This is a genomic window from Aeribacillus composti (assembly GCF_031760945.1).
Lineage (GTDB): Bacteria > Bacillota > Bacilli > Bacillales > Aeribacillaceae > Aeribacillus > Aeribacillus composti.
This window is the reverse complement of record NZ_CP134501.1, coordinates 3,650,833-3,676,858: the sequence shown is the minus strand read 5'-3', so window position 1 is coordinate 3,676,858 and position 26,026 is coordinate 3,650,833. Positions and strand designations below refer to the sequence as shown.

Annotated in this window: 24 protein-coding genes; 13 read left to right on the top strand and 11 right to left on the bottom strand. The window is 40.4% G+C overall.

The window, feature by feature from the left end; translation table 11 throughout:
- Positions 1-346: 346 nt before the first annotated feature.
- The gene (gene hemQ / locus RI196_RS17750; RefSeq protein ID WP_063389059.1) at positions 347-1,114 is read right to left on the bottom strand and encodes a hydrogen peroxide-dependent heme synthase; all 768 of its coding nucleotides are present in this window, start codon (positions 1,112-1,114) and stop codon (positions 347-349) included.
- 225 nt (positions 1,115-1,339) lie between these two features.
- Between hemQ and pta the strand changes: the two genes are divergently transcribed.
- Positions 1,340-2,314: a phosphate acetyltransferase gene (gene pta, locus RI196_RS17745; RefSeq protein ID WP_311066666.1), complete on the top strand. Its 975-nt coding sequence runs from the start codon at positions 1,340-1,342 to the stop codon at positions 2,312-2,314.
- Between the two features lie 76 nt (positions 2,315-2,390).
- Here pta and RI196_RS17740 read toward each other — a convergent pair whose 3' ends face one another.
- The 5 genes from RI196_RS17740 to RI196_RS17720 all read right to left on the bottom strand — a co-directional run bounded on the left by RI196_RS17740 (position 2,391) and on the right by RI196_RS17720 (position 5,939).
- Entirely contained in the window at positions 2,391-2,897 is a 507-nt protein-coding gene (locus RI196_RS17740; RefSeq protein ID WP_063389058.1) for a YwhD family protein, read from the bottom strand.
- 15 nt (positions 2,898-2,912) lie between these two features.
- Entirely contained in the window at positions 2,913-3,575 is a 663-nt protein-coding gene (locus RI196_RS17735) for a site-2 protease family protein (protein ID WP_066251353.1), read from the bottom strand.
- Positions 3,576-3,675: 100 nt separating this feature from the next.
- On the bottom strand, positions 3,676-4,194 hold the full coding sequence (locus tag RI196_RS17730; protein ID WP_063389056.1) for a YwgA family protein: 519 nt from the start codon (positions 4,192-4,194) through the stop codon (positions 3,676-3,678).
- Between the two features lie 17 nt (positions 4,195-4,211).
- The gene (locus RI196_RS17725; protein ID WP_063389055.1) at positions 4,212-5,537 is read right to left on the bottom strand and encodes an HD domain-containing protein; all 1,326 of its coding nucleotides are present in this window, start codon (positions 5,535-5,537) and stop codon (positions 4,212-4,214) included.
- Positions 5,538-5,714: 177 nt separating this feature from the next.
- A complete protein-coding gene (locus RI196_RS17720) occupies positions 5,715-5,939 on the bottom strand; it encodes a YuzB family protein (protein ID WP_063389054.1) in 225 nt (74 codons plus the stop codon).
- 182 nt (positions 5,940-6,121) lie between these two features.
- Between RI196_RS17720 and RI196_RS17715 the strand changes: the two genes are divergently transcribed.
- The gene (locus RI196_RS17715; RefSeq protein WP_066251351.1) at positions 6,122-6,799 is read left to right on the top strand and encodes an RsfA family transcriptional regulator; all 678 of its coding nucleotides are present in this window, start codon (positions 6,122-6,124) and stop codon (positions 6,797-6,799) included.
- A 226-nt stretch (positions 6,800-7,025) separates the two neighbouring features.
- Here the strand turns inward: RI196_RS17715 and RI196_RS17710 are convergent, their stop codons facing one another.
- The 3 genes from RI196_RS17710 to RI196_RS17700 form a co-directional block, all read right to left on the bottom strand.
- Positions 7,026-7,640, bottom strand: coding sequence for a PH domain-containing protein (locus RI196_RS17710; protein ID WP_063389052.1), 615 nt, complete (start codon positions 7,638-7,640; stop codon positions 7,026-7,028).
- A gap of 19 nt (positions 7,641-7,659) precedes the next feature.
- Positions 7,660-8,493 carry an octanoyl-[GcvH]:protein N-octanoyltransferase gene (lipL, locus tag RI196_RS17705; protein WP_063389051.1) on the bottom strand — a complete coding sequence of 278 codons (834 nt, stop codon included), beginning with the start codon at positions 8,491-8,493 and terminating at the stop codon, positions 7,660-7,662.
- Between the two features lie 283 nt (positions 8,494-8,776).
- Positions 8,777-10,837, bottom strand: a complete 2,061-nt coding sequence (locus tag RI196_RS17700; RefSeq protein ID WP_063389050.1) for a transglycosylase domain-containing protein — start codon at positions 10,835-10,837, stop codon at positions 8,777-8,779.
- A 197-nt stretch (positions 10,838-11,034) separates the two neighbouring features.
- Between RI196_RS17700 and speE the strand changes: the two genes are divergently transcribed.
- From speE to argS, 4 genes are all read left to right on the top strand, one after another.
- Entirely contained in the window at positions 11,035-11,865 is an 831-nt protein-coding gene (gene speE / locus RI196_RS17695) for a polyamine aminopropyltransferase (protein ID WP_082829608.1), read from the top strand.
- 93 nt (positions 11,866-11,958) lie between these two features.
- Positions 11,959-12,840: an agmatinase gene (gene speB / locus RI196_RS17690; protein ID WP_063389049.1), complete on the top strand. Its 882-nt coding sequence runs from the start codon at positions 11,959-11,961 to the stop codon at positions 12,838-12,840.
- 164 nt (positions 12,841-13,004) lie between these two features.
- The gene (locus RI196_RS17685; RefSeq protein ID WP_063389048.1) at positions 13,005-13,430 is read left to right on the top strand and encodes a YwiB family protein; all 426 of its coding nucleotides are present in this window, start codon (positions 13,005-13,007) and stop codon (positions 13,428-13,430) included.
- A complete protein-coding gene (gene argS / locus RI196_RS17680; protein ID WP_144597590.1) occupies positions 13,431-15,107 on the top strand; it encodes an arginine--tRNA ligase in 1,677 nt (558 codons plus the stop codon).
- Positions 15,108-15,625: 518 nt separating this feature from the next.
- Here argS and RI196_RS17675 read toward each other — a convergent pair.
- On the bottom strand, positions 15,626-16,150 hold the full coding sequence (locus RI196_RS17675) for an RNA polymerase sigma factor (RefSeq protein ID WP_063389046.1): 525 nt from the start codon (positions 16,148-16,150) through the stop codon (positions 15,626-15,628).
- Positions 16,151-16,372: 222 nt separating this feature from the next.
- Between RI196_RS17675 and RI196_RS17670 the strand changes: the two genes are divergently transcribed.
- The 3 genes from RI196_RS17670 (at position 16,373) to pyrG (ending at position 21,145) form a co-directional block, all read left to right on the top strand.
- Positions 16,373-18,490 (top strand): (Fe-S)-binding protein, encoded by a 2,118-nt coding sequence (locus RI196_RS17670; protein ID WP_311066663.1) that lies wholly within the window; start codon positions 16,373-16,375, stop codon positions 18,488-18,490.
- Positions 18,491-18,782: 292 nt separating this feature from the next.
- Entirely contained in the window at positions 18,783-19,337 is a 555-nt protein-coding gene (gene rpoE / locus RI196_RS17665) for a DNA-directed RNA polymerase subunit delta (RefSeq protein WP_117016863.1), read from the top strand.
- Between the two features lie 203 nt (positions 19,338-19,540).
- Positions 19,541-21,145: a CTP synthase gene (pyrG, locus tag RI196_RS17660; RefSeq protein ID WP_063389043.1), complete on the top strand. Its 1,605-nt coding sequence runs from the start codon at positions 19,541-19,543 to the stop codon at positions 21,143-21,145.
- A 428-nt stretch (positions 21,146-21,573) separates the two neighbouring features.
- Here pyrG and RI196_RS17655 read toward each other — a convergent pair whose 3' ends face one another.
- On the bottom strand, positions 21,574-22,092 hold the full coding sequence (locus RI196_RS17655) for a DUF2529 domain-containing protein (RefSeq protein WP_063389042.1): 519 nt from the start codon (positions 22,090-22,092) through the stop codon (positions 21,574-21,576).
- Positions 22,093-22,270: 178 nt separating this feature from the next.
- On the opposite strand from RI196_RS17655, the gene RI196_RS17650 reads away from it, so the two are divergent.
- The 4 genes from RI196_RS17650 to murA all read left to right on the top strand — a co-directional run bounded on the left by RI196_RS17650 (position 22,271) and on the right by murA (position 26,010).
- The gene (locus tag RI196_RS17650; protein ID WP_063389041.1) at positions 22,271-22,642 is read left to right on the top strand and encodes a response regulator; all 372 of its coding nucleotides are present in this window, start codon (positions 22,271-22,273) and stop codon (positions 22,640-22,642) included.
- 177 nt (positions 22,643-22,819) lie between these two features.
- A complete protein-coding gene (locus RI196_RS17645) occupies positions 22,820-23,680 on the top strand; it encodes a class II fructose-bisphosphate aldolase (RefSeq protein WP_063389040.1) in 861 nt (286 codons plus the stop codon).
- Between the two features lie 113 nt (positions 23,681-23,793).
- Positions 23,794-24,435, top strand: coding sequence for a fructose-6-phosphate aldolase (fsa, locus tag RI196_RS17640; protein ID WP_066251329.1), 642 nt, complete (start codon positions 23,794-23,796; stop codon positions 24,433-24,435).
- Positions 24,436-24,720: 285 nt separating this feature from the next.
- Entirely contained in the window at positions 24,721-26,010 is a 1,290-nt protein-coding gene (gene murA / locus RI196_RS17635) for a UDP-N-acetylglucosamine 1-carboxyvinyltransferase (RefSeq protein ID WP_063389038.1), read from the top strand.
- Positions 26,011-26,026 lie beyond the last annotated feature (16 nt).

Below are 26,026 nucleotides of genomic sequence, written 5' to 3'. Positions count from 1 at the left end.
TATATCAATACTTATGATGTTTTATTTTCAGTGGATTTTGACTTTCTGGACAGCCCCATATTTTGAGAAGTGGGCATGGATGGCAGCATATGTATTCATCCATGGCGCTTGGCATGGTGCATGGTGTTGGGAAAAGTCACCCTCTCGCCCATTCTTTCCATTGAAATTTTTCTTCAAATCTCCCGTACTTTTATTTTTTGCATGTGAAGAAAGAGATAAATCGTGATTTATTACACTTCCTGTATAGTATGACATTTTTTCTTGCACATTAAGCATGCAGCTAGATTACTTGCTTACTATTGGTAGGTCTTCAGCAGAAAAAACCAGTACTGAAAGCAGTACTGGTTTATACATGTAAAAATGCTGCAATTTTTTCAGGATGTAAAATGTTTCCGACAAAGAAGGAGCCAAATTCGCCGTATCTGGCGCTTACTTCATCAAAACGCATTTCATATACGAGCTTTTTAAACTGCAAAACATCATCAGAGAAGAGCGTGACGCCCCATTCCCAGTCATCAAATCCGACAGAACCGGTAATAATTTGTTTTACTTTATCTCCGTACTTGCGGCCGATAAGTCCGTGGCTTCTCATGAGGCTCCGGCGCTCTTCCATCGGCAGCATATACCAATTGTCATTGCCTTGACGGCGTTTATCCATCGGATAGAAGCAAACATATTTTGATTTCGGCAAAATAGGATATAGTCTAGATCGGATATATGGATTTTGATACGGATCTTCATCATTTCCGCCGCCTACGTAGCTGCTCAATTCCACAACGGAAACATATGAATAGGCAGGGCTTGTATATTCAGCCAGTTTTGTTTTATTAAATTCCGTTTCAATTTCATTCAATTCTTCCATCGTTGGCCGGAGAATCATGATCATCAAATCTGCTTTTTGTCCAACGATCGTATATAAAGCGTGGCTGCCTTGTTGGTCTTTTTCCACTGCACTCCATTTTTCTAACAAATTCAGAAATTCATGAATAGCTTCCTGGCGTTCATCGCTAGATAAAGTTTTCCAAGCGCTCCAATCGATCGAGCGGAAATCGTGCAAACAATACCAACCATCGAGCGTTTCAACGGCTTCATTTGAACGAACTTCTTCACTCATTTTCGTCACCTCTCATATTGGCTATGTACAAGTTTACTATACCACAGTTTAGGGGAGAATATCCGGGTAAAACAGTATGACAATTATGTGACAGAAAAAAGTGCTGTTGAAAGCGCTATGATGAAATTTTTCATTTTAAATTTAAGAGCAGGTGGGGTATGCTAAAAGTGAATGGAACAATTCATGTTAAAAGAATGTTTTAAGATTAAGGAGGCTGACTTTGTTTTGGCAGACATTTTTGCAGCATTGAAAAATAAAATATCGGGAAAAAATATTAAAATTGTTTTTCCTGAAGGATTGGATGAGCGAATTTTAACAGCAGTTTCCCGATTAACAGAGGAAAATTTGTTACAGCCCATTTTAATTGGGGATGAAACAGAAATTGAAGAAAAAGCAAAGAGTTTAAATATTTCTGTTGCAGGTGCAAAAATATATAATCCTGCCAATTACAGTGGAATAGAAGAGCTTGTTCAAAGCTTTGTTGAACGCCGTAATGGAAAGGTGACAGAAGAAGAAGCACGGAAGCTTCTTTTGGATGAAAATTATTTTGGCACGATGCTTGTTTATAAAGGGGAAGCGGACGGGCTTGTGAGCGGTGCGGCACATTCAACCGCAGATACAGTGCGGCCGGCTCTTCAAATCATTAAAACGAAACAAAACGTGAAAAAAACATCAGGCGTATTCGTCATGGTTCGTGGTGAGGAAAAATATATATTTGCTGATTGCGCGATCAACATCGCTCCAACCAGTCAGGAGTTAGCAGAGATCGCTATTGAAAGCGCGAAAACGGCAAAAATGTTTGATATCGACCCTCGCGTTGCTATGCTCAGCTTCTCGACAAAAGGTTCAGCAACATCCCCGGAAACAGAAAAAGTGGCAAAAGCAGTTGAATTGGCAAAAGAAATGGCTCAGGACTTAATATTGGACGGAGAGTTTCAATTTGATGCAGCTTTCGTCCCGTCTGTTGCGGAAAAGAAAGCGCCGGGATCTGTAATTAAAGGCGATGCCAATGTATTTATATTCCCGAGCCTTGAAGCTGGAAACATCGGCTATAAAATTGCACAGAGACTTGGAAACTTTGAAGCGATCGGACCGATTCTCCAAGGATTGAATGCTCCGGTGAACGATCTATCTCGCGGCTGCAACGCTGAAGATGTATATAAATTAGCGATAATCACAGCCCTTCAGGCGCTTGCATAAACAAAAAGCAGGGAATTTTCCATCAAAAATTCCCTGCTTTTCGCATTTTTTGCTGAATCAACAACACCTTCCGCTTCTAAACAGAAAGGCTTTGCTTTAATTCATCGCTTGAGCGCTCCCACATGCCTTCATCATGGTTTCGAAGAAAATCGGAAAGAACTTTTTTCGAGCTTTCATCCATGTGGTCGACAATGATGTTCCGTTTTAGCGATTTATCCATGCGGTTTACGTGTTCAGGCAATGATTTATAACCTCGTCTTGCCTCGCGATCAACAGTCATATAACAGGCAGCAACCCCGGCATAATATGGCCCATCTTCTTTTCTGTCAATTGTTACCCATACAAGCCAATACGGTTTTCCGTTCGGAACGTCTTCTTTCACATGAGTAAATTTAATGCCGCGTTCTACCTGGCTTCTTGCATGCATTGCGCCGATATCTACAAATGCCGTTTTTTCCTCGATGTCAATGAAGACAGGGGAAACATTTTCCAGGCTAAGGGTGCCTGCTCCAAAGCCGCGATGGCCGTCAGTTGGATCGTTTTTAATAATTTGGAACTCGACCTTTTTCTTTTTTTCTGTCATGGCAACATCCCTCCTTTAAAAGAACGGTTGTAAAACGAAATGAAAAAGAGTGATAACGGCTCGGCTTCCCCAATTAAATATCGGATGAATAATATATTGATCCAAAGGGGTGATAACAATAATTAAAAAAATAAGCACTCCGTAATTTTCATATTGAGTAAGCTTGGCGCGGATGTCCGGCGGGGCTAAATCTTCAATGATGCGATAACCGTCAAGCGGCGGAAACGGCAATAAATTAAAGATAAACAACATAATATTTAATGATATAAGAATATTAAAAAATTGTTCAACCATTCTGGCTCCATCATAAGATAAGCTGGCAAATAATCCAAACGAAAAGAGAAAGTTCAGCAGCAAAAAAGCGAGAAAGGCAATGAATAAATTGCTCAATGGACCAGCTACAGATACTAATACCCCGGATAAGCGGGGATTTTTAAAATAGAAACGATTCACCGGAACGGGTTTTGCCCAACCAAACCCTGCCAAAAATATTAAAAGAGTACCGATCGGATCTAAATGGGAGATCGGATTAAGGGTCAGCCTCCCTTGATTTTTCGCTGTCGGATCTCCGAACTTATAGGCAACAAATGCATGTGAAAATTCATGGATAGTGAAGCCGACGATCAAAGCAATAATGACAAACGGTATAACTTCTAAATCGTAATATAAAAACGGCAAAAATGCGCCCTCCTATTCTAACAATTTCCTTTGCTTACAGTATACTATAAAAAGGTTGAAATACATAAAAAGGATTTTCTTCATTTTTTTAGGGGAAAATTCAGCTGATTTTTGCACTGAATTTGTGATCTTGCAATCGTTGAATAAATTGATAAGCTTCCTCCACTTCCTCATCCGTATAACGCTGCTTTTTTTTGAGCGTGAATACTTTTTCCTTCACTTCTTCCTTGTCCAAATGATCAAAATATAAAATGGTTGATACAAGTTCTAAAAAACGTGCTGATTGGGCGTTTAATTCATTTATGCAATTCTGCAGTTCGGGCATGTCCAAATCGTAATGGCTTAAAAATTCCTGCCCCGACTTTGTAAGGGAATATTTGTATTGATAATAGCCGCCTTTTTTTTCTTTTACTTCATTGATAAAGCCCATGTTGCAAAGCTCTTCAATGCGAAGCGTCAACTCTTCTGAATACGGCCCGTAAAAATGGAATTCGTATTTTTCATAAAAGGGATAATTAAGTTTTTTTGCTATAAATATAATTTTTTGCAGTTTTTTTCGTCCGATGATCTCTTTCGAAGCGGACAGCACTTTCATTAATTTTGCGTGTTCGGTTAACACACCCTTCATCTCCTCACCTACAGAATAAATCCATCTTTGTCAGTTAGCTGCAAAATTTCTAAAATTTGTTTTTTCAAGTTTCGTTTCTCCGAGAAATCTTTTAAAAAATCAAGAGGAAAATATAATTTATGATCCGTTCTCCGCTTTCCGGTAATGGCGTCCACAATTTCCGACTCTCTTGAAAGCTCCCGTATTTCCCCGTTTGGCATGAGCAAATGGATCGGCAGCCGTTCTTCTTCCTCGCCCGGTCGGTAAAAATCGTACGGAAGATCTGAAGACGAGTCGACAACAAGATAATATTCCGGATCAATGCCTGCTTTTTTGAACAAATTCGTTAGTTCAATCAGCTTCATCAATTGTTCATTGGACGGTTGAAACTCCACATATTTAAACAGGCGCCTGTTTATAAATCTGTTGCACAGATCGCTTAAAATCGGATCCTTTTCCTTTTGCCATTCTTGGAAATAATAAAGGATGATGGATTCGTCTAATTTTAAATAATCTTCGACTGTAACATCTCCTTTGAAAATCGAATAAAAATGGACTGGATCTGCTTGGAATGAATAATTATTTTCATACAGAGCTTTTGCTCGATGGAGAATTTTGGACAAAATGACTTCAGCGCTTCTCGTTACTGGATGAAAATATACTTGCCAGTACATTTGATATCGGCTCATAATATAATCTTCGACAGCATGCATGCCGCTGTATTTAATGACGACTTGATCCTCTCTCGGCCTCATCACACGCAAAATGCGTTCCATGTCAAAATGGCCGTACTGAACGCCTGTGTAAAAAGCATCTCGTTGCAAATAATCCATTCGGTCGGCGTCAATTTGGCTGGAAATTAAGCTGATAACCTGCTTATTTTTGTATGTTTTCGCAATGACCTCTGCCACTTTTTTCGGGAATTCCGCCCCTGCATTTGAGAGAACACGGTTTATTTCTGTATTTCCTAAAATAATGGCTTGGGTAAAATCTTCGTGATCCAGATGGAAGACCTTTTCAAACGAATGAGAAAAGGGACCGTGTCCGACATCGTGCAAAAGGGCAGCGCATAAACTTAGCAGCCTCTCATCTTCGTTCCATTCCGGTCTCCCGCGAAATACGTCATCAACAATTCGGCGGACGATCTCATAAACGCCTAATGAGTGGTTGAATCGGCTATGCTCCGCACCGTGAAAAGTTAAAAAAGTTGTCCCGAGCTGGCGGATGCGGCGCAGCCGTTGAAACTCTTTTGTCCCGATCAAATCCCAAATGATTTTATCGCGAACGTGGATGTAACGGTGAACCGGGTCTTTAAAAACTTTTTCTTCTGGCAGCTTTTCACTTGCATAGGTCATTTTCTTCCCTCTTCCGTTTTGACATGATTATATTATAACTTGTTTAAATTCAGGTGAACACCTCGTTTTTTAAAGTGCGATTCTAAACAGACACAAAGGAAAATCGGGTCCATGTCGTTCAACAACCTTAAATAAAAAACCGCCTCAGGAAGCATTCATTCCTTAAAAGGCGGTTTCTTATTTTTTAAGCTTTGCTTTCACTTTTTCTATTAACTCTTCTTCCGTTAACGCAGCGACCGGACGGTTGTTCACAAATACAAACGTTTTCTTTCTTCCGGGCCCGCAGTACGATTGGCAGCCGATTTCAATTTTAGCATCGGGATCCAAATTCTTTAATTTCGGAATAAGCGATTTTAAATTTGGCGCTTTACAATCGTCGCATACACGGAACTCATTTGCCATCCTTTTGAACAATCCTTTCTTCATGAATAAGCACTATCGGGTAGTATACCTTGTCTTTTTTTTGAAATCAAGTACAGCGCTTTTCTGTAAAAATCTACTATCCTTGTATATATTTTTAATCTTTTGGGAAAAATGATGCTAGAACAAATAGTATTATTCAAGAATAAGGGAGTTGAGAGTGAATGAAAACAAGACAGGATGCTTGGACAGAAGAAAACGATCTGCTATTAGCAGAAACCGTTTTGCGGCATGTCCGTGAAGGAAGCACGCAATTAAACGCTTTTGAAGAAGTTGGTGATAAGCTGAACCGCACGTCGGCCGCCTGTGGCTTCCGCTGGAACGCCGTTGTGCGCCATAAGTATGAAAAAGCTTTGCAGCTTGCAAAAAAACAGAGAAAGCAGAAAATGAGAGCGCTTGGGAAAGGCCAGACTGCAAAGAAGCGATTGCTTTATACGCCGCCTGAAGCGTCGCCTGGTGATTTTACTGAAGTAAATGCGGTGCAAAATTCAAAGAATTATAATCATCCAGAGCTCGCAGCCAATTCAAAAGTGGAGCTGACAATGGATAGTGTAATTGAATTTTTAAGAACTTACCAAGGGAACAGCGAACATATCGAGGCTTTGCAGCAAGAAAACGAGCGTTTGAAAAAAGAAAATGAAGAACTGATTAAGAAAAACGAAGAGTTGGAGAAGAAGGTTGCCAAGCTTGAGGAAGAATCGAAAACAGTTCAAGAAGACTATGAAACACTTATGAAGATTATGAACCGCGCTCGAAAGCTAGTTCTCTTTGAGGAAGAAGAACGTCCGACAACAACGTTTAAAATGGATCGAAACGGCAATCTGGAAAAAATGGCGGAATAGCGGAAGACGCTCCGCCTGCGTCTTTTAAAGGACAAAGGGCGGCAGCCTGATCTTATTCAATATTTTGAATAATAGCCATACAAAAAATAAAAAGGGATTGCGGCATTAGCCGCAACGTCCGAAAGTAGCAGGCATTCGCCAGCTACTTCAAACAAACATACGAAATCAAGTAGAGAAACGGTTTGTTTTTCTCTGCTTGATTTATTTTTTAGCATTTATTTAGTGTTTATTGCTGGATAAAAAGGTCAAACACAAACCCGTAATCTTTTAAATTGTATTGCTTTTTCGCATTCATCAGCCAATTGAACGCAATATCGTTAATTTCTTTAAATTGCTCGGAAATATTGCTTTCATTTATGCGGTTGTTGGTGAATACAGAGGCGGCCATTTGCAGGCTTTGTTTTGCATACTCCATATAATTGTCATGATCGTTTGAAATTTCTTCTATTTTAATCAACGCTTTATACAAATCTTTTAGCTCTTCTAAATGTTTTTTATGAACATCAATGGAAAAAGGCGTGTTTCCAATTTGGAATTTGATTTCTACATCTAAATCAATAGTCCCTGCCGTTTCAAGCACAACGTTTGAAACGCGGTGGGCATAGTAGTCATACCGCTTTAAAGTGCGTTTTTTGCTGACAGCGCTTGTGCCGTCAACGTGGATTAACGCTTTGTTTGTGAAACAATACTCGTCGGTTTTCGACTTAATGAGGAAGTAGATTTTTTCCCCATCCTCATGCATGACATAATCATCCGCGTCCACTTTATCATAATCCTCCGGCTTGATCACCGTGCCGATATCACTTAATCCTAAAACATCAGAAGCTACTTTTTTAAACATAACTTTCTCCCTTCCCGATTTACATATTAGGCAAAAATTTTTCATTCCGCTCTATCATTCTTATGAAGTTTGCTTCATACAATTCCAGTTCAAAGTCGGTTAAATTGGAGGAATAAATGCGGCCGCTCAAATGTTGTAAGGCTGCAAAAAGGTCGTGCACCACATCCTGGACGGTTAACTTCACCTTTAATAATTCATGTAAAGACGCCATCGTGCTCGGATTTACGTTTGGGTACTTGAAATGTTCGGCTTGTCCTTTTGTCGCCTTGTCATAAAACTGTTTAATCTCGTTTGCGCGCGCTGCTCCGCTTCCTGTGATGCATAAATAAATTTGAACCGCTACGCCTCTCTTAAGACGGCGCTGAGAAATGCCGGCAAATTTTTTGCCGTGAATGCTGAGGTCGTAGCTCCCGGGACAATATGAACCGACAATTTCTCCTGCTTCGACTTCTGCGCCATACGGTTTCAAGAGAAAACAGATTAAATCCTTCATCGCATCATAACCGCGGTTAATGTCAATTCCTTTTTCCTTTTCCGGTAAAATGATCGATACGTTTAAAATCCCTTCATCCAAAACAACAGCCAACCCGCCGGAATTTCGAACGATGACTTTATATCCTTGTTTTTTTAAAAAATCTACTCCATCTTTTAAAAACGGGGCTCTTGTATCTTGAATGCCGAGAACAATCGTATCATGATGCACCCAAGTGCGGACTGTCGCGGGGGACATGCCGCTCCCGACTGTCGTGCACAACGTATCATCGTAAGCGAATGATTGCTTGGCATCAAAAAAGAGTCCTAAGCTTGAATGATCGATGATTCTCCATTCCGGCTGTTTTAATAATTCGTTCATTGCTGTGATAATCCTTTCAGTCATGTGTTTTTAAGCATGAAAAGGATAGTAGAAATCGGCTATTCGTTTATTTTTCCTCAGATTTTTCGCTGAAGCTTTCGAAAAATATAAGAGCTGTAGCATACATGTAATCGGTCGATTTCTACAAGGACTGGCCTCTTGTTATGACATCTGAATATATATCGTCCTTTTTTATAGTATATCATAGGAGCTGCATCTTCTTTGAAAAATAAATAAGGGCTTGTGTCAAGACTATGCGCAAACCCTTATTTTGCCTATATGTCTAAAACCACGGCATAAGCCTTCTCCATAATGGTTCATCCTTTTTTTTCCGCCCGCTGTTTTTCGGCTCTTCCATATTGTCGAGGTGCTCCATGCAATATTTTGTTGGTTCCGTGCCTTTCACATAATACGCAAGGCGGGAGACGGGACATTCTTTCGTCGCTAAAAGCCCGTTTTCCGGATTGACATAAACGCCGACAACTCCTTCAGGCGGCTTAAATTGTTTTACAGGTTCATGTTTCAACGCTTCTTCCATAAAGCCGGCCCAAATTTTTTTCGAATAGGCTCGTTCCTCGACCATGTCAATCGTCTTTCCTTTGTCATAACCTGTCCATACACCTGCTACGAGCTGCGGGGCAAATCCGATCATCCAGCTGTCAGTCTTTGTCGTCCCGGATTTCCCAGCAAAAGGCCTTGATAGTTGATCGATAATGTTTTCCCCTGTAACAGTTGTATAACTGTTTAGCTTTCGATCAAACATGCCGGTCATTAAATGTGCGGTGATAAAGGCTGTTTGTTCATTTAGAATTTGTTCCTTTTCAACATTTGCCTCATATAAGACTTTTCCATTTTTATCAATGATTTTACGGACAAATATCGGTTTTATTTTTTGACCGCCGTTCGCTAAAATGCCGTAAGCGTTCATGAGATCGAGCGGCCTTACGGGAGAAGTTCCTAAAGCTAGCGACGGAACCATTTTAAAATTTTCTCCGATTCCAAAAAGCTTTCCCATTTTTATTAATTGATCCATACCGATAAACATATGGGTTTTAACAGCATAAATATTGTCGGACAAAGCAAGGGCTTCTATTAATGTAATTTCATCATTTGCGTAGTAGCCATTGTAGTTGCCCGGGGAATATGTGTTTGTTCCATTTTGAAAATGGAACGTTGTCGGCTCGCTTTTCAGCATTGTGGACGGCGTAAATCCATTTTCCAAGGCTGCATAATATAGAAACGGCTTAATCGTTGAACCAGGCTGACGTTTTGCCTGAGTCATGCGGTTAAAAGGGCTCTCTTTATAATTCCGTCCGCCGATTAGAGCTTTTACCTCGCCTGTTTTCGGATCGATTGCCGAGAAGGCAACTTGGATATCCGAGTCTTTCCTCATGACTTTTTCTACGGTCGATTCAGCAATTTTTTGCAGATTTGGATCAAGAGTAGTAAAAATTTTCAGACCGGCTGTTTCAATTAATTGGTGGTCCTGCAATATTTCTTTTACTTCTTTCATAACCTCATCTTGAAAATAGGGGGCAAACTTTTCTGTTTTGGTGTTTTCGTTCGTTTTGAACGTTAATTTTTCCTTTGCAGCCAGTTCACTTTCTTTTTTTGTAATTAACCCTTGTTTGACCATTGTCTGCAAAATCATCTCTTGTCTTTTTTTTGATAAATCATAGTTCACCATCGGTGAATAGGAGTACGGTCCTTTCGGAATGCCGGCAAGTAGAGCGGCTTCGGCGAGCGTCAAGTCCTTTGCCTTTTTGCCGAAGTAATAACGGGAGGCCGCCTCGACCCCGTAGGCTCCGTGTCCATAATATATTGTATTTAAATAGCCTTCTAAAATTTTTTCTTTCGAGTAGTTCATCTCGAGCCGAATGGTATAAAAAGCTTCTGTCATTTTCCGAGCCCACGTTTTTTCAAATCCAAGATATAAATTTCTTGCGTATTGCTGGGTGATTGTGCTGGCTCCCTGCACCTTTGCCATCGCTTTGAGATCGGCAACGGCAGCACCTGCTATTCGTTTAAAATCAAAACCGTGATGATCATAAAAATTTTTGTCCTCAATAGCGATTGTCGCATTGATTAAATAGGGTGAAATTTCATCAAGTTCCACCCAAAAACGGCGGCCGCCGTGATGCTCCTCACCGATTTTCGTTCCGTTGCTTGCGTACAATACAGTTGATTGCGGCACAACAATGGAAGGAGCGCCTTGTACTTTAGCCGCAATCAAAACAACCGCAATACAAATAGCTGCCGCAGCAAAAACAAAAAAATGAATAAAAAATAATGCCCGGATTGTTTTGATGGTAAGACGAATGCCTTTTGGCGTCATCGCTTCCATTTCCATCACCTCTTAAGCCCGTTCGTTTTGTTATTCAGTATGAGGTGATTCGCAAGTTTTTAAACTTCCACCTATGAAAAATGAAATTTATTCTTTGCAATTTTGATAGATTCCACTATACTTTTTTTGAGGTTTACGTGTTGTCTGTTCAAATTAGGGAAAGATATTGGAAAAACATATGAAAGGAAGATTAAATCTTGGGAGGACTTTGGTATACAGAAAAACAGACAGAACATTTCGGGATTACGATGAAAATTAAACGCACTTTACATACAGAACAGACCGAATTCCAAAAATTGGAGGTAGTGGAGACAGAAGAATTCGGCAACATGCTTTTCTTGGATGGAATGGTAATGACATCGCAAAAAGACGAATTTGTCTACCATGAAATGATGGCCCATGTACCGTTGTTTACTCATCCGAAGCCAGAATATGTGCTAGTTGTCGGAGGAGGAGACGGAGGCGTTATCCGTGAAGTGCTGAAGCATCCAAGTGTAAAAAAAGTAACACTTGCAGAAATTGACGGCAAAGTGATCGAGTATTCAAAAAAATACTTGCCGGAAATTGCCGGAAAACTAGATGATCCACGCGTCGAAGTGAAAGTTGGCGACGGCTTTATGCACATTGCACAAAGCGAAAATCAATATGACTGCATTATGGTTGATTCAACCGAGCCTGTCGGTCCTGCGGTCAACCTCTTTACAAAAGGGTTTTATGCAGGAATATCCAAAGCTTTGAAGGAGGACGGCGTTTTTGTCGCGCAAACGGATAATCCTTGGTTTAAGGCAGATTTGATAAAAAATGTCTATCATGATGTGAAAGAGATTTTCCCGATTACAAGGCTATATACTGCAAACATCCCGACATATCCTAGCGGGCTGTGGACATTCACGATCGGATCGAAGAAATATGATCCAATTGAGGTAAGTGACGATCGTTTCTTTGACTTGGATTCTAAATATTATACGAAAGAAATTCATAAAGCTGCATTCGCTTTACCGAAGTTTGTTTCCGAAATAATTAAATAGCCTTTAGGAAAACTGAACAAAAAGCGAATAGCATAATACAGTTTAAGCAAGAGGGATCAGCCTCTTGCTTTTTCAGACAGGAGGGTGATGTCCATGCGATTTGATGAAGCTTATTCAGGAAATGTTTTTATTAGAAGCCATCCAAGCTTTGAGGAAAGTGAAGCAGTCATTTATGGAATGCCGATGGATTGGACAGTCAGCTACCGGCCAGGCTCCCGTTTCGGTCCGGCCCGCATTCGGGAGGTTTCCATCGGGTTGGAAGAATACAGTCCTTATTTAGATCGTGAGCTTGGGGATGTAAAATATTTTGATGCAGGCGATATTCCTCTTCCGTTTGGAAATGCAAAGCGGAGCATTGAGTTGATTGAAGAGTTTGTGGACAAAATTTTAAAAGCGGATAAATTTCCTCTCGGAATTGGAGGAGAGCACCTTGTAACATGGCCTGTCATTAAAGCGATGCATAAAAAATATCCAAATTTAGCGGTCATTCATATCGATGCGCATACAGATTTGCGCGAGCATTATGAAGGCGAGCCTCTGTCTCATGCCACTCCGATCCGGAAAGCAAGCGATTTGATTGGCCCGGAAAATATTTTTTCATTCGGCATCCGATCTGGGATGAAGGAGGAGTTTGAATGGGCGAAAGAGGCTGGACTTTACATTGCCAAATTTGAAGTGCTCGAGCCGCTCAAAAAGATTCTTCCGAAACTTTCACAAAGACCTGTATATGTTACGATTGACATCGATGTGCTGGATCCTGCTCACGCGCCGGGAACCGGAACAGTCGATGCTGGCGGCATTACATCAAAAGAGCTGCTTGCTTCTATACATGAAATTGCCCGTTCTGATGTGAAAGTTGTCGGCGCTGATTTAGTTGAAGTCGCACCTGTATATGACCATTCAGAACAAACAGCGAATACAGCGAGCAAATTGATTCGCGAAATGTTATTAGGCTGGGTGGCAAAAAGAAAGTAAAGTCATTTTTCTGCCATAGTGCTTCTGCTATGGCTTTTTATTATTCAAAAGCTGAACAGCTTGGATCGAGCGTCAAGCGGCAGGCAGGCCAATATAAAGCTTTTAACAGCAAATGATTTCCACTAAAATATAGAATAAATCCCTAAAAAGGATGATATAAAGACATGCGCGTACCTGTTCAAATTTATGTTCAAAACAAGATTTTTCAAAATCAAACAGAAGAAGAGCGGATTGAATTTTATACAACCGGGGAATTTTTCAAAAAGCAGCACACTTTTTATTTGGTTTATGATGAGATTCAAGATGATGAAACCGTTAAGACGTTAATCAAAATCAGCGAAAAGGAAACGACTCTCATACGTTCCGGAGGCATTCGCTTAAGACAGCGCTTCAAGCAGGGACAAAAAACGTATGCCAATTATGAAACACCGTACGGGACGCTGAAGCTCGCAGCAGAGACAAAATCGCTTATCTGGCATACAGATGAAGAAAAACATGGTACACTTAGCATAGAATATTTGCTCGAAATAAATGGAGATACCCCTCGTTTACACAGTTTAAGCATTCAATTTAAGAAGGAGGAGCATTGAATGAACATTGTAGATGAAGTAAAGGAGCAGCTGAAACAAGAAATAAAAAATGCTGTATTGAAAGCAAACATCGCAGAAGAGGAGCAAATTCCGGAAGTTATTTTAGAGGTGCCGAAAGAAAAAGCACACGGCGATTACTCAACAAACATGGCCATGCAGCTTGCTCGCATAGCTAAAAAAGCGCCTCGGGCGATTGCAGAGGAAATTGTTCAACATTTTGATCGAGCGAAAGCATCCATTGAAAAAATTGATATTGCTGGTCCGGGCTTTATTAATTTTTTCATGAATAATGAATATTTAACTAAGTTGATTCCAGCCATTATTCAAGCGGGTGACAAATACGGCGAATCAAATGTTGGGGAAGGTAAAAAAATCCAAGTGGAGTTCGTTTCTGCAAACCCGACGGGAGATCTTCACTTAGGGCATGCGCGCGGAGCAGCATTCGGCGACTCTCTTTGCAACATTTTAGAAAAAGCGGGGTATGATGTAACCCGGGAATATTATATTAATGACGCTGGAAATCAGATTCACAATTTAGCTCTGTCCGTAGAGGCAAGATATTTAGAAGCGCTTGGAAAAGAAGCGGAAATGCCTGAAGACGGGTACTATGGACAAGATATTATGGAAATCGGAAAAAAAATTGCTGATGAATATGGCGACAGTCTGCTTGAAAAAAGCGAAGAAGAACGGCTGCAATTTTTCCGTGACCTCGGTCTGAAATATGAGCTTGAGAAAATTAGAAAAGACCTCGAAGAATTTCGCGTTTCCTTCGATGTTTGGTATTCTGAGACATCCCTATACAAAAGTGGCAAAATTGATGAGGCGCTCGACATGCTTCGGAAAAACGGCCACATTTATGAACAAGACGGGGCAACATGGTTCCGCTCTACTGCATTTGGCGATGATAAAGATAGAGTGTTGATTAAGAAGGATGGGTCTTATACGTATTTAACACCAGATATTGCTTATCATAAAGATAAATTGGATCGCGGCTTTGATAAGCTGATAAACATTTGGGGCGCGGATCATCATGGCTATATACCGAGAATGAAAGCAGCCATTCAGGCGCTGGGTTATGATCAAAATATTCTTGAAGTGGAAATTATGCAAATGGTCAGCCTCTTTAAAAACGGCGAAAAAGTGAAAATGTCAAAACGTACTGGCAAGGCTGTCACGATGAGAGAATTGATCGAAGAAGTCGGCTTGGATGCCGTTCGTTACTTTTTTGCTATGAGAAGCGGCGACTCGCATATGGATTTTGACTTGGATTTGGCTGTATCGGAATCAAATGAAAATCCTGTTTATTACGCACAATACGCTCATGCGCGTGTATGCAGCATTCTCCGCCAAGGAAACGAGCAAGGCCTGTCTTACAACGCAAACGAAAGCGATCTTTTGAATGAAATTCAATCTGAGAAAGAAATAGAGCTGTTAAAAAAGCTTGGTGAATTCCCTGGCGTTGTCGCTGAAGCCGCAGAGAAAAGAATTCCGCATCGGATTACGAATTACATTTTTGAGCTGGCATCTGTGCTACACAGCTTCTACAATGCAGAAAAAGTGCTTGATGCAAGCAATGAAATGAAATCTAAGGCGCGGCTTGCTCTTATGAAAGCAACGCAAATCACGCTGAAAAATGCCCTTACCTTAATTGGCGTATCCGCTCCTGAAAAAATGTAACGAATTTAGATGTGGGAAATGATTCGAGTAAAAGGGAAATAGGAATGCTTTCCGATTTCAACCTAATCGCACCTCATTTTCTAGGATGTTAAAACGAAGAGAGCAGAAAAAGCCTTTTTTCAACAAGTTATTGTGTGAAAAAGGGCTTTTTGCTTTTTTGTTTGCATATATTTGAAGGAGACATGCTATTTATTTTCCGACAGCTGTGCTGTTTGTTGAGTTATAACCCCTTTTGTATTTTGTTTATTATAGGGAAGAGCTTATTCATTTTTTGCTGTATTAAACAGGATCCATCATACTGCTTTTTGAAATGAGGCTGAACCAGCTGAGACTATGGAAAAGCAGACAATGAAAAAAGCGAAAAACAAAAAGCGCGATCCAAAAGTAAATTGCAGGCTCTATTGCTAGGTCAAGAGAGTTTTCCACAGCGATGTGAATGCTGTTTGAGTTGTTCAGCAAACGCCCGGCAGTCGTTGCAGAGATTATTGGTCGCTTAGTTATATTGAAAACTAACATCCTCATAAATCATTTTGAAAAACCCCGTTCTTTTGCAGAAATGTCATTAACTGTTTTCGGCCGCGGAAAATTTTTGTTTTCACCGTATTTTTAGGCAAATTCATCTGCTGGGCAATTTCTGTATAGGATAATCCCTGCTGCCGCAATAGAATAATCTTTTTTGTATTAGGATCCATTTCGTTTAATGCATTTTGCACGTATTCAATCATTTGTTTTAATAAGGCCTCGGATTCGGGATTCCATTCTGAGCAGTTGTGAAAAATTGCTTCTTGCTGCAGATGGTTTAGCAAATGATTGTTTCGTTGAATTTTTCGAAGATGGTCGGTGGCTGTATTTTTTGAGACAGTCGTAATCCAAGCGCTGATATTGGTAGGCATATCATTCGTTTGAAAATATATATATATTTTAATACAAACTTCTTGGACGATATCATCAACAAGAGATTCGTTTTTCACAGTCCTTTTGACAGTTTTTTTTATTTGATGATGGTGTTGTTTAATGAGCCCGACAATGTCAGTTGTATCCATTTTTCCGGCACTCCTCTAGCAAAATTAACAAATAAATTTTGGAATTTGTTCAATATTTTAGGAATAAATAACTGTCATTATATACGAAACAAAGGAAAAATGGTTCCGATTTTCAACGATTTGGTGAATTGACTGAACGTTCATTCATTATATAATATAATTAAGAAACGTCCGAAATTTCAGTCAAATACAACAGGGGGATTTTATGAATGGGGGAGAATAATGAATACACTATTATGGATTAATTTTTTTGCGTTTTTGCTTGTAACCGTTTACGCAGTGTATTTGTTTATTTATTTAATTCAAACTAGAATTGCTTATATCAAACTTGGAAAAAAAGAAGAATTCGACGGGAAGGTAAAAGAACGTTTCGAACGGATTTGGGTCAATGTGTTCGGACAGAAAAAACTATTAAAAGACAAGAAAATGGGCTGGGTTCATGTTATTTTTTTCTACGGCTTTATTCTTGTCCAATTCGGTGCGATTGATTTCATTTTAAAAGGGCTGATTCCGGGGAGCCATTTGCCTTTCGGACCGTTGTACCCGATTTTCACCTTTTTCCAAGAAATTGTTACCCTCCTTATTTTAGTAGCGGTAGTTGCTGCTTTTTACCGGCGATACATTGAAAAGCTTGTCCGTTTAAAACGAGGGTTTAAATCCGGACTTGTCCTTGTTTTTATCAGCGGATTAATGCTGTCTGTACTGCTTGGAAACGGTATGTACATGATTTGGAGGGGATATGAACGAAGCTTTAGTGAACCTGTTGCCTCATCGGCTGCTTTCCTGCTGGGCTTTGTCGGTGAAACAGGCGCCGCTGTTATTTTTTACGTTTTTTGGTGGGTGCACCTGCTCATTTTGCTCACATTTTTAGTGTATGTCCCTCAGTCTAAACATGCCCATTTAATTGCAGGACCTGCCAATGTTTTTTTAAGTCGTTTGTCAAATCCAGGGAAGTTGGAGAAAATTGATTTTGAAGACGAAACTCAAACATCATATGGAGTCGGAAAAATTGAAGATTTCCGGCAAACGCAGCTTCTCGATTTGTACGCCTGTGTTGAATGCGGACGGTGTACAAATATGTGTCCGGCGACTGGTACTGGAAAAATGCTTTCGCCGATGGATTTAATCATAAAGCTTCGGGATCATTTAACAAATAAAGGGGCTGCCATCACTTCCAAGTCCCCTTGGGTGCCTGCCTTTGCATTTCAAAATACGATGGGAAATCAGCTGGCTCTTCAGTCGCTGCAAAAGGGAACAGGTGAAGCGGCGGCGGCTCTTGACTACAATCCAAGCCTCATCGGGGAGGTCATTTCAGAGGAAGAAATATGGGCATGTACGACGTGCCGGAATTGTGAAGACCAATGTCCAGTAATGAACGAACATGTCGATAAAATCATTGACCTGCGCCGCTACCTTGTATTAACAGAAGGAAAAATGAATCCGGATGCGCAGCGGGCGATGCAAAACATTGAGCGGCAAGGAAATCCGTGGGGCCTAAACCGCAAAGATAAGGAAAATTGGCGCAAATCACGAGAAGATGTCTACGTGCCAACGGTGAAGGAATTGAAAAAGCAAGGCGAGGAGTTTGAATATTTATTCTGGGTCGGTTCCATGGGATCATTTGATAATCGCAGCCAAAAAATCGCTTTATCGTTTGCTAAACTTTTGAACGAAGCAGGTGTGAAATTTGCTATATTAGGAAATAAAGAGAAAAATTCAGGTGACACACCGAGACGCCTCGGCAATGAGTTTTTATTTCAAGAGCTTGCTGCAAGCAACATAGCCGAATTTGAAAAATATAATGTGAAGAAAATTGTTACAATCGACCCGCATGCTTACAACATATTTAAAAATGAATATCCGGATTTCGGTTTTGAAGCTGAAGTGTACCATCATACAGAACTTTTAGCAAAACTGTTGAAAGAAAAGAAGCTCGTTCCGAAATATGAAGTGAATGAAACGATTACTTTCCACGATTCTTGTTACCTTGGAAGATACAACGAAATTTATGATCCGCCCCGTGAAATTTTGGCATCCATTCCAGGTGTAAAAGTTGTTGAAATGGAACGGAATCGGGAAACGGGCATGTGCTGTGGAGCCGGCGGCGGCCTTATGTGGATGGAAGAAGACACGGGAGTGCGCGTCAATGTTGCGCGCACCGAACAAGCACTGGCTGTCAATCCAAGCGTGATCAGCTCCGGATGTCCATATTGTCTAACAATGCTGACAGATGGAACGAAAGCAAAAGAGGTTGAAAATAAAGTGAAAACGTATGATGTAGCGGAGCTGCTGGAAAAAGCTGTTTTTGGCGAATCGAAGGAGCAAGAGCTCATTTCATAAAGATATGATTAGATAGAAAGCAATTTTAAAAGGAGCCTCAAGGGCGCCTTAAGATTTTAAAGAATAGAAAGATAGACAATGGAATTTGACGAAAAAATTTAAAATCAAGACACAATACGGTAGCATAAAGTTGTAAAATTTGTTTATAATGAATGGTATGCAAACGTATCATATGGTACATCACTGAAAGGGCGGCATTTCATCATTCGGAATTATATCATGCTTTATTCTATTTTCGTTGCCCTTTCATTTAATAAAGATAGATGAAAGACGAGAAAGGGAGTGCCTGACCTTGAGCTTAACGCAATACTCGCAGGAGCAGCTGAAAGAAATGTCGATGGTGGATATCGCTTACCTTATTCTTTCCGAAAAAAGGCAAGCTATACCGTTTGAAGAATTAATGAAAGAAGTTAGCAGTTTATTAGGGCTTTCGGAGGAAGAAGCGACCGAACGCATTGCACAGTTTTATACGGATTTAAATATAGATGGAAAATTTATTTGTATTGGGGAAAATAGCTGGGGCATTAAGAGCTGGTATCCGCTCGATCAAATTGAAGAAGAAACCCAGCCGACGGTTAAAACGAAGAAGAAAAAAGCGAAGATTGCATACGATGAAGAAGATCTTGACGATTATGAAGACTTGGTTGAAGACGATCTTGACTATGACGATCTTGACGATTATGTGGATGAAGAAGAGCTTGATCTTGATGAAGAAGACGATGATTTTGAGGACGAAGAAGATGATGAAAGCTTTGATGATGAACTAATTGACGATGATTACGATGTAGAAGATGACGAGTTGGATGCTGATTTCGATCTCGATGAGGAAGAATTGGACGAACAATAATGTCCTAAATTTAAGGGTTGACTTTCATAGTTTTCCTCGCTAATATTTTAATTGGGCTTTAAAAGTACGGAAAACAAATTACAATATGAAAGCTCCCTTTCCGAAAAGGAAGGGAGCTTTCATATTTTTTTGTTGATGCCTTCTGACGATTTATTTTGTGCAAATTAACAAAAGGATAGATTGCAACTGGAGGGAATTTTTGCATGACCAAGTATATTTTTGTAACCGGTGGCGTTGTTTCATCTTTAGGGAAAGGAATTACTGCCGCATCTCTTGGCAGACTTCTAAAAAACCGCGGGTTGAATGTGACGATTCAAAAATTCGATCCATATATCAATGTTGATCCGGGGACAATGAGTCCGTATCAGCACGGCGAAGTGTTCGTGACGGATGACGGCGCTGAGACTGACCTCGATTTAGGCCATTACGAGCGCTTTATTGATATTAATTTAAATAAGTACAGCAATGTCACAACAGGAAAAATTTATTCGGCCGTCATTAAAAAAGAACGGAGAGGCGATTATTTAGGCGGAACCGTTCAAGTCATCCCCCATATTACGAATGAAATTAAAGACCGCGTTTTTCGCGCTGGCAGAGAAACAAATGCTGATGTCGTTATTACCGAAATCGGCGGTACCGTCGGAGATATTGAATCATTGCCGTTTTTGGAAGCAATCCGCCAAATGAAAAATGAAGCAGGCCGCAAAAACGTCATGTACATTCATTGTACTCTTGTGCCATATATTAAAGCAGCAGGAGAAATGAAAACAAAGCCGACACAGCATAGTGTGAAAGAATTGCGCTCATTGGGAATACAGCCAAATGTGATTGTAGTGCGCACAGAAATGCCGATTTCCCAAGAGATGAAAGATAAAATTGCTTTGTTCTGCGACATTGAACCGAAAGCTGTCATTGAATGCCGTGATGCCGATATTCTTTACAGCGTCCCTTTAGCATTGCAAGAACAAAACCTTGATCAAATTGTTTGCGATTATTTGGATCTTCAATGCGGACAAGCTGATATGACGGAATGGATCGAGCTTGTCAATAAAGTCCGCAATTTATCAAAAACAGTCAAAATCGCCTTAGTCGGCAAATATGTCGAGCTTCAGGACGCCTATATTTCCGTTGTGGAAGCTTTGAAGCATGCCGGATATTATTATGATGCCGATGTGGAAATTGATTGGATCAATGCGGAGCATGTTACGAAAGAGAATGTAGCAGACTTGCTTCAGGGAGCTGAAGGTATATTAGTTCCTGGCGGATTTGGAGACAGGGGAGTGGAAGGGAAAATAATCGCGACTCAATACGCCCGCGAACAAAAAATTCCTTTCCTTGGCATCTGTCTTGGCATGCAGGTAGCTTCGATCGAGTTTGCCCGCAACGTTCTAGGATTAAAAGGTGCGAATTCATCTGAAATTGATCCAAACACTCCATATCCGATTATTGACTTGCTTCCGGAGCAAAAAGAAGTAGAGGATTTAGGAGGAACGCTCCGTCTTGGTTTATATCCTTGCAAATTGAAAGAAGGAACAAAGGCTTATGAAGCCTACAACGATGAAGTAATTTATGAACGTCATCGCCATCGGTACGAATTTAACAATGAGTTCCGTCAGCAAATGGAAGAGGCCGGATTTGTATTCTCCGGAACAAGTCCAGATGGACGGTTAGTAGAAATCATTGAATTACAAGACCACCCTTGGTTTGTTGCGTCCCAATTCCATCCGGAGTTTACATCACGGCCAACTAGACCGCAGCCTCTTTTCCGGGAGTTCATTCACGCTTCTCTAAACAAGAAAAATCAATAAGAAATGAAAGAAAAGGTTGTCTGAACGATTGGTTAGACAGCCTTTTTTTGCTCGTAATACAAATTTTTTTATTACGACAAATCTTTCACTGATTTCCGAAAGCAGCGGCTTTGTTTTTCATTTTGAAGAAAGAATCGGCCGGGAAATCGACGCTGTTCTAAATTTAAAAACCATCCCTATAAACGGCGTCGCATTTTTCATAAAATTTTATTAGAGTATCGCAAAAAAGACTTATACGCGATTTTTCATAAAAACGCATTGTAAATCATGAAACAGGTCATCAGCTTCTCTGCACTACAAAATGTATTGATAAAGGTCTAAAGTCTGTACAAGAGAGGACTAAATTTGAAATCAATAGGTTTCTATGCTAATTCATAAAAAAAGAAATTGGCGATTTGCCAATTTCTTCGCATTCTTGCATGTAAAGTTTATTCTTCATGTTCCTCCAATATTTCTTTCACAGTCAAAAATAAGCAGTAGTAAACATATAATGAAGTCATGAGCACAGGGAAGCCGATTCGTTCATTATGTTCAGTGGGAATAATGGGTTTTGTTAATTTGGAATCTACATGTATATCGACAAATTGCTGTAAGCTTTTTTCGCCGTTAACAGCTGCGGAAACCCCAACGGTTGGAATCCCTTTTTCGGCCAATTGCTGCGCAGTATCAATCGCATCAAGATCAGTCGAAAACGGGGTGAAAAGGAGAACACGGTCTGCTGCGGTTACGTTATCCACATCAGGCAAAGGCTTGCATGCCGGAAAGGATTCTCCTTTTTCAACTTGGGCATAAATTCCTTCAAGAATTCCCCATCCTTTTACATAAATGGCGCCTTCTCCGATTGCAGCTTGCGCCAGAAGACGTGCGGCATCTTCTATTTGGCTGTTTTCTTTCTCTTGAATTCTTTGGAAAAACCCTGTTAATTGTGTCGTAAAAATTTTTAACATTCAATCATCAGCCACCTTTATACAAAGTTCTCTGCTTATATAATAAGAAAAAGCGGCGAAGAATCAAAATATGAATAATTTGTGAATCGGTTGGCAGGAAATTGTAATTTAATCGAGAATACATAACTAAATAAAATTTTAAAAAGTATTGCATTTGTTTAAGTTAAGAGGTGTAAAAATGGATGGGAAAATTTTAATTGTCGACGATCAATACGGAATTCGGATTTTGCTGAATGAAGTGTTCAATAAAGAGGGTTATCAAACTTTTCAAGCTGCTAACGGTTTTCAGGCATTAGAAATAGCCGAAAACCATTCCCCTGATCTCGTTTTATTAGACATGAAAATTCCAGGGATGGACGGGATAGAAATTTTAAAAAGGCTAAAAAAGGTTAACCCTGATATACGAGTCATTATCATGACCGCGTATGGAGAATTGGATATGATTCAGGAAGCGAAAGATTTAGGGGCATTAACACACTTCGCCAAGCCGTTTGACATTGACGAGCTGCGGGATACAGTGAGAAAATATTTGCCTTCCCGAGCGAAATAAAGTGTATAATCCATGAATTTATCGGGATAAAGTTGCCGAAATCCTCATAAGTTGGTATTCTATTTAGTAAGAAAAGATGATTGGCATCATACATACATTTTTCTTGCTCAGGTCATGCTAGATTTGAGCTTTTCCCTAATCGCAACATAGGCTACTTAATTTAAGGAGGATTTTTCGATGCCCTTAGTTTCAATGACTGAAATGTTAAATCGTGCAAAAGAAAACGGCTATGCTGTAGGACAGTTTAATTTAAACAATCTCGAGTTCACACAAGCAATTCTGCAAGCAGCAGAAGAAGAAAAATCACCGGTTATTTTAGGCGTTTCTGAAGGCGCTGGTCGCTATATGGGCGGTTTTAAAACGGTTGTGAACATGGTAAAAGGTTTGATGGAAGATTATAAAATTACCGTTCCAGTTGCCATCCATTTAGATCACGGCTCAAGCTTTGAATCATGTGCAAAAGCTATTCATGCCGGTTTTACTTCTGTTATGATCGATGCCTCTCATCATCCTTTTGAAGAGAATGTCGCTTTAACTTCCAAAGTAGTGGAGCTTGCTCATCTACATGGTGTTTCTGTTGAAGCGGAATTAGGTGTTGTCGGCGGACAGGAAGATGACGTAGTAGGAGAAGGAATTATTTACGCTGATCCAAATGAATGTGAAGAGCTTGTAAAACGGACAGGTATTGATTGCCTAGCTCCTGCATTGGGATCTGTTCACGGTCCGTATAAAGGAGAGCCGAACCTAGGCTTTAAAGAAATGGAGGAAATCAGCAACCGGACTGGCGTTCCATTGGTACTGCACGGGGGAACAGGAATTCCGACAAAGGATATTCAAAGAGCAATTTCTTTAGGAACTGCGAAAATTAACGTTAATACAGAAAACCAAATAGCATCTGCTAAACGCGTACGCGAAGTTTTGGCAGAAAATCCGGATATGTATGATCCGCGCAAATATTTAGGTCCTGCCCGGGAAGCCATTAAAGAAACAGTTAAAGGCAAAATGCGCGAATTCGGTTCATCCGGAAAAGCAGAATAAATAGATAAGGTTTCATATTTCTTTATGCAATTAACGGCCGCCTTTCTTTTATGAAGTATGGCGGTTTCGTTTCTTGTTTTTGCGAAAGCGATCACATAAGGGAGGTACCAGGCATGTTATTTTTTATTGATACAGCAAATATCGAAGAAATTAAGGAAGCTCAATCACTAGGCGTTTTGTCAGGAGTAACAACTAACCCTAGCTTGGTTGCAAAAGAAAAAGGCGTAACGTTTGAAGAAAGATTGAAAGAAATTACATCCATTGTTTCCGGATCTGTCAGCGCGGAAGTCATCTCAACTAAAGCGGAAGAAATGATTAAGGAAGGTCAAGAATTAGCTAAAATTGCACCAAATATTACGATAAAAGTTCCTATGACCCCTGATGGTCTAAAAGCAGTCAAAAAATTCTCAGAATTAGGAATTCATACAAACGTGACGCTTATTTTTAACGCCAATCAAGCGCTACTAGCTGCAAGAGCAGGTGCTACATATGTTTCTCCTTTTTTAGGTCGGTTAGATGACATCGGTCATAATGGATTGAATCTCATTTCAGAAATCTCCCAAATATTTGATATTCATGGCATTGATACGAAAATTATTGCTGCTTCCATCCGTCATCCGCAGCATGTAACTGAGGCAGCATTGCGCGGAGCTCATATTGCCACGATTCCTTATAAAGTGTTGATGCAGCTGTTCAAACATCCGCTGACTGATCAAGGTATTGAGAAATTTTTAGCAGACTGGAACAATCGATAAATGATAAAACGGGGGATTTCCCCCGTTTGAAAAATCTTTTGCCGCAGAATCCGGTCTTTTGACTTGCTGTAACGCCTGAAGGAGTAGAATCTGCTCGTTTTTCTGATGAACGTTTTGTCATGCCCTATCTATTTGTGTACAATAAAATTGCCGCCTTTTCGTATGTATTTTTCAACAAATGGTAATCAATGTGTAAAGAGGGCTTTTCATCATGACAGTTTGTTAAAGAAAATCTGGATCCCGTTTTCTTTAGCAAACTGTTAGGTCACAAGAAGGGAGACTGCTATGGAAAAGTTAAAAGTTGCAGGCGGGCAGAAGTTGAAAGGTACGGTGAAGGTAAGCGGCGCCAAAAATAGCGCAGTAGCATTGATTCCAGCGACAATTTTAGCAAGCTCATCCGTTACGATTGAAGGGCTTCCGGATATATCTGATGTACATATTTTGGGCGATTTATTGGAGGAAATAGGGGGCAAAGTTTCGTTTCATCAAAACGATATTACAGTCGATCCGACAAGCATGCTTTCAATGCCGCTTCCAAACGGAAAAGTGAAAAAGCTGAGAGCCTCTTATTATTTAATGGGAGCGATGCTTGGCCGGTTTAAAAAAGCGGTGATCGGGCTTCCCGGCGGCTGTCATTTAGGCCCGAGACCAATCGACCAGCACATAAAAGGGTTTGAAGCTTTAGGTGCTTCTGTAACAAATGAGCATGGTGCCATTTATTTGCGTGCGGATGAGCTTAGAGGAGCTCGGATTTTTCTTGATGTTGTAAGCGTGGGTGCCACCATAAACATCATGCTTGCAGCGGTCTTGGCAAAAGGGCGGACAATTATTGAAAATGCTGCAAAAGAACCTGAAATTATTGATGTTGCAACTTTATTATCCAGCATGGGTGCAAAAATAAAAGGGGCCGGAACGGACGTCATCCGGATCGATGGGGTTGAAAAGCTGCATGGCTGCCGCCATTCGATTATTCCGGATCGAATTGAAGCAGGGACGTATATGATTATCGGTGCCGGCATTGCAGAAGAGCTCATCGTTGACAATGTCATACCTCTTCATCTCGAATCCCTTATTGCGAAGCTTCGGGAAATGGGGGTCCATGTAGAAACGAGCGATGATCAAGTTTATATCGCCCGTCGAAATAAAGAATTAAAGCCTGTCGATATAAAAACTCTCGTTTACCCGGGATTTCCAACCGATTTGCAGCAGCCTATGACAACGCTTTTGACACAGGCGAACGGAACGAGCATGGTGACGGATACCATTTACTCTTCAAGATTCAAGCATATTGATGAATTAAGAAGGATGGGTGCTCAAATCAAAGTGGAGGGTCGGTCTGCGATCATAACAGGTCCGTCAACTCTTCAAGGTGCAAAAGTAAAAGCGAGCGATCTTCGGGCAGGGGCATCGCTTGTAGCAGCGGGTTTAATGGCCGATGGAATAACAGAGGTAACCGGCATCGACCATATTGATCGCGGATACAGCCATTTGGAAGAAAAACTTGCCGGGATTGGCGCCAAAATATGGAGGGAGAAATTAACTGACCAAGAAATTCAGCAATTGCAAAATTCATAAGAATCACCAATTTTGC

Bases quoted from the DNA above. Each gene is read 5' to 3' on its own strand.
- hemQ (WP_063389059.1), bottom strand. From the start codon at position 1,114: ATGAGTGAAGAAGTTCGTTCAAATGAAGCCGTTGAAACGCTCGATGGT.
- RI196_RS17740 (WP_063389058.1), bottom strand. From the start codon at position 2,897: ATGACAGAAAAAAAGAAAAAGGTCGAGTTCCAAATTATTAAAAACGAT.
- RI196_RS17725 (WP_063389055.1), bottom strand. From the start codon at position 5,537: ATGACCTATGCAAGTGAAAAGCTGCCAGAAGAAAAAGTTTTTAAAGAC.
- RI196_RS17720 (WP_063389054.1), bottom strand. From the start codon at position 5,939: ATGGCAAATGAGTTCCGTGTATGCGACGATTGTAAAGCGCCAAATTTA.
- RI196_RS17715 (WP_066251351.1), top strand. From the start codon at position 6,122: ATGAAAACAAGACAGGATGCTTGGACAGAAGAAAACGATCTGCTATTA.
- RI196_RS17710 (WP_063389052.1), bottom strand. From the start codon at position 7,640: ATGTTTAAAAAAGTAGCTTCTGATGTTTTAGGATTAAGTGATATCGGC.
- lipL (WP_063389051.1), bottom strand. From the start codon at position 8,493: ATGAACGAATTATTAAAACAGCCGGAATGGAGAATCATCGATCATTCA.
- RI196_RS17700 (WP_063389050.1), bottom strand. From the start codon at position 10,837: ATGGAAGCGATGACGCCAAAAGGCATTCGTCTTACCATCAAAACAATC.
- speB (WP_063389049.1), top strand. From the start codon at position 11,959: ATGCGATTTGATGAAGCTTATTCAGGAAATGTTTTTATTAGAAGCCAT.
- RI196_RS17685 (WP_063389048.1), top strand. From the start codon at position 13,005: ATGCGCGTACCTGTTCAAATTTATGTTCAAAACAAGATTTTTCAAAAT.
- argS (WP_144597590.1), top strand. From the start codon at position 13,431: ATGAACATTGTAGATGAAGTAAAGGAGCAGCTGAAACAAGAAATAAAA.
- RI196_RS17675 (WP_063389046.1), bottom strand. From the start codon at position 16,150: ATGGATACAACTGACATTGTCGGGCTCATTAAACAACACCATCATCAA.
- RI196_RS17670 (WP_311066663.1), top strand. From the start codon at position 16,373: ATGAATACACTATTATGGATTAATTTTTTTGCGTTTTTGCTTGTAACC.
- pyrG (WP_063389043.1), top strand. From the start codon at position 19,541: ATGACCAAGTATATTTTTGTAACCGGTGGCGTTGTTTCATCTTTAGGG.
- RI196_RS17655 (WP_063389042.1), bottom strand. From the start codon at position 22,092: ATGTTAAAAATTTTTACGACACAATTAACAGGGTTTTTCCAAAGAATT.
- RI196_RS17650 (WP_063389041.1), top strand. From the start codon at position 22,271: ATGGATGGGAAAATTTTAATTGTCGACGATCAATACGGAATTCGGATT.
- RI196_RS17645 (WP_063389040.1), top strand. From the start codon at position 22,820: ATGCCCTTAGTTTCAATGACTGAAATGTTAAATCGTGCAAAAGAAAAC.
- fsa (WP_066251329.1), top strand. From the start codon at position 23,794: ATGTTATTTTTTATTGATACAGCAAATATCGAAGAAATTAAGGAAGCT.
- murA (WP_063389038.1), top strand. From the start codon at position 24,721: ATGGAAAAGTTAAAAGTTGCAGGCGGGCAGAAGTTGAAAGGTACGGTG.